At 34.2% G+C, this 6204-nt stretch carries 7 protein-coding genes and 2 tRNA genes; 1 reads left to right on the top strand and 8 read right to left on the bottom strand.

The window, feature by feature from the left end; all coding sequences use genetic code 11:
* The 3 genes from KBI38_07805 to KBI38_07795 all read right to left on the bottom strand — a co-directional run.
* Positions 1-583: menaquinone biosynthesis protein (locus KBI38_07805; protein MBP8629955.1), on the bottom strand; the 583-nt coding region annotated here is incomplete at its 3' end.
* 2 nt (positions 584-585) lie between these two features.
* Positions 586-1674, bottom strand: coding sequence for an aminofutalosine synthase MqnE (gene mqnE / locus KBI38_07800; protein MBP8629954.1), 1089 nt, complete (start codon positions 1672-1674; stop codon positions 586-588).
* A 74-nt stretch (positions 1675-1748) separates the two neighbouring features.
* Positions 1749-2636 (bottom strand): LysR family transcriptional regulator, encoded by an 888-nt coding sequence (locus tag KBI38_07795; protein MBP8629953.1) that lies wholly within the window; start codon positions 2634-2636, stop codon positions 1749-1751.
* A 107-nt stretch (positions 2637-2743) separates the two neighbouring features.
* Here KBI38_07795 and KBI38_07790 point away from each other — a divergent pair, with 107 nt between their 5' ends.
* The gene (locus KBI38_07790) at positions 2744-3730 is read left to right on the top strand and encodes a YeiH family putative sulfate export transporter (protein MBP8629952.1); all 987 of its coding nucleotides are present in this window, start codon (positions 2744-2746) and stop codon (positions 3728-3730) included.
* Between the two features lie 66 nt (positions 3731-3796).
* Here KBI38_07790 and KBI38_07785 read toward each other — a convergent pair whose 3' ends face one another.
* From KBI38_07785 to KBI38_07765, 5 genes are all read right to left on the bottom strand, one after another.
* Complete coding sequence (locus KBI38_07785) at positions 3797-4342, bottom strand: DJ-1/PfpI family protein (protein ID MBP8629951.1); 546 nt, start codon at positions 4340-4342, stop codon at positions 3797-3799.
* Positions 4343-4422: 80 nt separating this feature from the next.
* A complete protein-coding gene (locus KBI38_07780) occupies positions 4423-5463 on the bottom strand; it encodes a threonine aldolase (protein ID MBP8629950.1) in 1041 nt (346 codons plus the stop codon).
* A 158-nt stretch (positions 5464-5621) separates the two neighbouring features.
* Positions 5622-5697 (bottom strand) — tRNA-Trp (locus KBI38_07775).
* 1 nt (position 5698) lies between these two features.
* Positions 5699-5773: transfer RNA gene (locus KBI38_07770), tRNA-Gly, on the bottom strand.
* Positions 5774-5927: 154 nt separating this feature from the next.
* Positions 5928-6204: orotate phosphoribosyltransferase (locus tag KBI38_07765; protein MBP8629949.1), on the bottom strand; the 277-nt coding region annotated here is incomplete at its 5' end.

Here is a 6204-nt window from a genome sequence, read left to right as displayed (position 1 = left end):
GCTTTATCCAACTAGCTTCATTATTAACAACCCACACTGCATAGACCATCGGCAATCCTGTCAAGACTTTCCACTCTGCTCCAATATCATAATAAAACAAATCTGCCTGCCGATTATGATAGGAAAATAAAGCATCATCACCAATTAATAATGTCGCTTCGGCCTCATTAGAAATGATATTATTCATATCAACATTGATTATCTCATAGTTACAATTTAAAGAATAAGCTTCTTTTAAAACTATTTTTAATAAACAATGTGAGGTCGCAGATTTGGCTGTTAGATTTATTTTTTTATTATCAAGCTCAGTTATCGGCTTTTTAGAAACTAATAAAATACTTTGCACTGCACCATCAGCACTGATTGAGACATTTGGTAATATTTTAAGTTTATCATTATTTAGTGCATATATTATGGAAGAAACCGGAGTAATATCCAATTCTCCATTTATTATTTTCGAATTTAATATTGCTGGCACTGCTGACTCAATATTAAATTCACTTCTCATATTGGTAGTTTCTATCGCAAAGGTTAGAGGAAGACAATTGACAAAATTAATATGCCCTAAAGAAATTTTTGGCATCATTAGTCCTCCTTACGTTGTATTGCTTGGTAAAAAGTGTCACGTTCAATCGGAATATAGCCGGTTTCAGCAATAATATTGATTATTTCTGCTTTAGTGATATTTTTCTTAGTTTTAGCTCCGGCAGCATGTATTATTTTTTCTTCTTCAACTGTTCCATCTAAATCATCTACCCCAAACGCTAAAGAAAGCTGCGCAATTGGCATTGTTAACATCATCCAAAAGGCTTTAATATGATCTATATTATCTAAAATCAAGCGTGCAATCGCAATAAATTTTAAATCTTCATAAGAACCGCCTCGCTTCAAATCACTAAAGCCCGTATTGGCTGGATGAAAGGGAAAGGCGACAAAAGCTTGAAACCCACCGGTTTCATCTTGAATGTCCCTTAATGTAAATAAATGCTGTAATCTTTGCGCTATTGTTTCAATATGTCCATATAAAATAGTGGCATTGGTTGGAATTCCAAGCTTATGTGCCGTTTTAATGGTCTCAATCCATTCTCTAGTAGTAGCTTTGTTCGGGCAAATCTTTTGACGAATCTCATCATCCAAGATTTCAGCACCACCACCAGGAAGTGAATCGAGTCCCGCAGCTTTGAGCTGTTCTAACACTTCTTTGACGCTACACTGTGCAATCTTACTGAAATGAACTATTTCCACCGGCGTAAACGCTTTTAAATGAACCTGTGGCAATTCATTTTTCACAGCACGTACAATGTCTAAATAATACTGAAAATCTTTGGTCGGGTGTAATGCACTCACCATATGAATTTCCGTTAAATCAGGTGTTTTTTGTGCTGTTTCCCTAATAGCTGTTACAACATCATCTTTTTCTAAAACAAAGGCATTAGCAGCACCATCTTTACAAGCAAAGGCACATAAAGGACACCCAGACCCACAAATATTAGTTAAGTTAACATGTCTATTAACATTAAAATAAACTTCTTTTCCGCTCTTTTGTTCTTTTAAGTTTCGGGCAAATTGTGCTAAATCTAAAATTTCACCTTCTAAATAAAGTGCCATCGCTTCATCAAAGTTTATCCGCTCACCGTTTGAAGCTTTTTTCATGGCAGTTTCTAACACTGTCATCTAATTACCACCCTTTGATACTTTCTTTTTCCTCTAAACTAATTATAATTCTTCTTCTTAGAGAAAAAAACCTTTTATAATTTTAATTTTTCTATTTTTTCTGCTATTAAAATTATTTCTTGCAATGCTTCCGATAAAAATTTATTTTTATGATACACAATCTTAAATTTTCGTTTAAAATCAAATTGTGAAATATCAACTATTTTTAATAACCCTTCTTTTAGTTCTTTACAAACAGCCCGCCTTGAAATCACAGTAACACCTAGCCCTTTATAAACGGCTTGTTTGATAGCCTCACTATTATTAAACTCACCGGCTAAAGTCCATGAGGCTTCATTTTCCGCCATAACCTTTTCAAATAAATCTCTAGTTCCACTACCTTGTTCTCTCAAGAAAAATTTTTCCTGCGCTAGCATTTCTTTATCTACATAATCCAGCTTAGCAAACATATGTTGCGCCGCTACAACTAAAACTAATTCATCTTCCATAAATTCTTTTATTGTCAAATACTCTGATTTAACAATACCTTCAACAAGTGCAATGTCAATTTTATCTTCCAGCAACATTTTTTCCAACTTTGTTGTATTATCAACCATTGAAAAAACTCTATTATCACTATAGCGCTTATTTAATTCTTGCAACAATGGTATTAACACACAGCTACCGACAGTAATACTTGCTCCAATTCTCACCGAGAAAGAACTACTAAATTCTTTCATTTTCTCCTGCATCTCTTTGCTAAAATTAACTGCATGTATCGCGTAATTAAGCAGTTTTTCTCCAGCTGAAGTTAAATAAATCTTTTTTCCTAATCGTTCAAATAGTTTTACGCTATAAAAATCTTCAAGTTCTGCAACTGCTTGGCTGACCGCCGGTTGTGTCATATTTAGCTTTTCCGCCGTTTTCGTCATATTTAATAGCTCACACACCCCAATAAAAATATTTAAATGTCGCAAAGTCATATCATTCACCTCTCATATAAGTATCTAATTATCATTATGATATAATAATATTATTTTACATATATATATTAAATCAGTAAACTATACTTAATAAAGGAGTTGAGTTTATGATAAACATTAAACATTTATGGAAAGGGTGTCTTTTTTCACTACTACTGGCCGTACCGGCTTGGTATTTAGGAAAAACATTTCCGTTAATTGGCGGACCGGTCTTTGGTATTTTATTGGGCATGATTATCGCTTTTTGGAAAAGACCACATACCCTAGATGAAGGAATAAAATTTACCGGTAAACAGGTTTTGCAATATGCCATCATTTTATTAGGTTTTGAAATGAATTTATTTACGGTCTTAGCGGTAGGTCAAGCATCCTTATTGATAATACTTTCTACTTTAACCGCCGCTTTTACGACAGCTTATTTTATGGGTAAATTATTGAAGTTAGATCATAATACCACTACTTTAATCGGTGTCGGAACAGCAATCTGTGGCGGTTCAGCAATCGCTGCCACTGCTCCGGTAATAAAAGCTAAGGATAAAGAAGTAGCTTTTTCCATCTCCACCATCTTCCTCTTTAATATCCTCGCTGTTTTTATTTTCCCTGCTTTAGGACATTTTTTAAATCTAAGCGATACTGGCTTTGGCATGTGGGCCGGAACTGCTATTAACGATACCTCTTCGGTAGTCGCTGCAGCCTACTCTTATAGTCAACCGGCCGGTGATTATGCCACTATCGTAAAGTTGACTAGAGCCTTAATGATTATTCCTATTACCGTCTTTTTAGCATTTTTCGCTACTAGAATTAATAAAGAAGAAACAAGCTACAATGTTAGAAAAATTTTTCCTTGGTTTATTCTTTGGTTTGTTGTAGCTTCAATTATCTGTACCACAAATATTTTACCGCATTACATCCTAGCTACATTAACTAATCTTGGAAAATTTTCAATCACACTGTCTATGGTTGCCATTGGTTTAAACACCAATATCAAACATTTACTACAAAATGGTATCAGACCAATTTTCCTTGGATTATGTTGCTGGTTTGCTGTAGCAATTGTTTCTTTGATAATTCAACATTTAACCGGACTATTATAAGAAAAAGACGTTTAGCAATAATTTGCTCAAACGTCTTTTCTCTATATTAAAGTCAATATTCAATTATTAACTCATTAGCATTTTTACTTTCAATTCATCAACCAAGACACTACCCTTTAAAACTTCTACAATTTTAAAGGCAAAGTCAAAAGAAGTCCCAGGCCCACGTGATGTAATAATATTCCCGTCCACAACTACTTTTTCATTTAAAGAAACTTTAGCTCCTAGCAAATCATTTTCATAACCAGGATAACAAACAGCGTTCTTACCATTTAATAAATTAAGTTTTCCCAGCACGCTTGGCGCAGCACAAAGCGCAGCAATCCATTTACCCTCAGCATCATAATTTTTCAAATGACTCTTTAATTCTTCATGTTGATCTAGCAACGTTGTTCCCGGACCGCCCGGTAAAATAATCATATCAAACTCTTGATAATTAATGTCTGAAAAAATTTTATCAGCTTGAATTATTACGCCTCTAGAACTTTTCACTTCAATTCTGCCCATAATTGATACTGTAGTGGTATCAATATCAGCTCTTCTTAAAATGTCCAAAGTGCTTAAGGCCTCTATTTCTTCAAAGCCATCCGCTAAATGTAATAAAACCTTCATTAATACCCACTCCTTATTTAACATAAGATATTATTATTTTACTATATTTTAATAATAATTTAAAGAGTTATAGCAGGCTCTTATGGCTTAGTATTAGTTACTGCCTGCTTTAAAAACTCTTTAAATTCTAATATCTCTTCTTTTTTAGTTGCCCATGACGTGCAAAAACGCACACAGGTATTGTCAGCATCAATTTTACTCCAGGTAGAGATAAGATAATGCTTGGATATTTCAGCAATTAACCAGTTTGGCAAAATCGGAAAAAGCTGATTAGATTGCGGTTTTACTAAAAAAGAAAAACCTTGTTCGGCTATTATTTCTTGTAATAAAGCTGCCATCTTATTGGTATGGTCGCCCAATTTTAAATATAAATTATCCGTAAAAAGCTCTTTAAACTGTATGCCTAACAACCATCCTTTAGCCATAATTGAACCACGTTGTTTCATAGTAAAGCGAAAATCAGCTTTCAGCTTGTCATTGATTAAAACCAAGGCTTCTCCAAACAACGCCCCTACTTTTGTGCCACCTATATAAAATGCATCCACTAACTTCGGTAAATCTGTCAATTTCAAATCACTATCTTGTGCTGTAAGGCCCATCGCCAATCTTGCACCGTCTAAATATAGCAATAAGCCTTGTTCTTGACAATATGTATAAAGATTTTCTATTTCTTGTTTGGAATAAATAGTGCCAATTTCAGTAGGGTTAGAGATAAACACCATTTTAGGTTGTACCCAGTGTTCATTTTCATGTTGTTCCAATATCGGTTTTATTAATTCCGGCGTTAACTTACCATCCGGTGTTATAATATCTAGAATTTTATGTCCACTAGCTTCAATTGCTCCAGTTTCATGAATATTAATATGTGCAGTATTCGCCGAAATAACGGCTTGATATGGCCTTAAAATATGAGCAATCAATGTTAAATTGGTAATTGTACCACCAGGTAAAAAATGAATTTCCGCGTCTTTAGAATCAATTGCCGTTAAAATCATTTCTTTAGCTACCGCACAATAATCATCCATACCATAGCCATCATTTTGTTTTAATCCCAAAGCACTAATTGCCGTTAAGATATTATGATGCACAGATTCACTATAATCATTTTTAAAACTATACATAACAATCCTCCTATTGAAAATTATCTTTACACTACCACTATCTTTACCGTTTTAATTTAATCATTATAACTTTATATCCTGGTATTTTCTAGTGTTTTATAAAATAATATCGCCGGATAAAATTAAAAACCACCGTTAATCGGTGGTTAATTTTTTTCTGGCAGGGGCAGTAGGACTTGAACCCACAACCAACGGTTTTGGAGACCGCTACTCTACCAATTGAGCTATACCCCTATGGAGCGGAAAACGAGATTCGAACTCGCGACCCTCGCCTTGGCAAGGCGATGCTCTACCACTGAGCTATTTCCGCATTTCTTACGATAGTAATTATTTTAGCATATTTATGTATTTATGACAAGATTTTTTCTGGTTAAAATTGTTTTAATTCCTTTTAAATACTATATCATTAGTACTTTTATCTTTAAAAAACAAAAGTGTTCCCCTCTTACAGGAAACACTAGTTTTTATAACTTACGACTACCACGTTTAGTCATCGGAATATTTTCTTTACATAGCGGACAATTGCTAGGGTCATAGGTAGTTACATCCAAGTTTAACAAAGCTTTATAAGGAACTTCACCAAAGCTAGCTTTTCCGCCACTACGATCAACTAACATCCCAATACCAACCGGAATTCCACCTTGCTCAAGCACTACATCTAAAACTTCCTTAATTGATCCTCCGGTTGTTACAATGTCTTCAACGATTAGTACTCTTTCACCCGGTTTAATCACAAAACCG

Source organism: Negativicutes bacterium, assembly GCA_018052945.1.
Lineage (GTDB): Bacteria > Bacillota > Negativicutes > JAGPMH01 > JAGPMH01 > JAGPMH01.
Note: the sequence above shows the minus strand (reverse complement) of the source record. Positions and strands in the feature narration are given on the sequence as shown.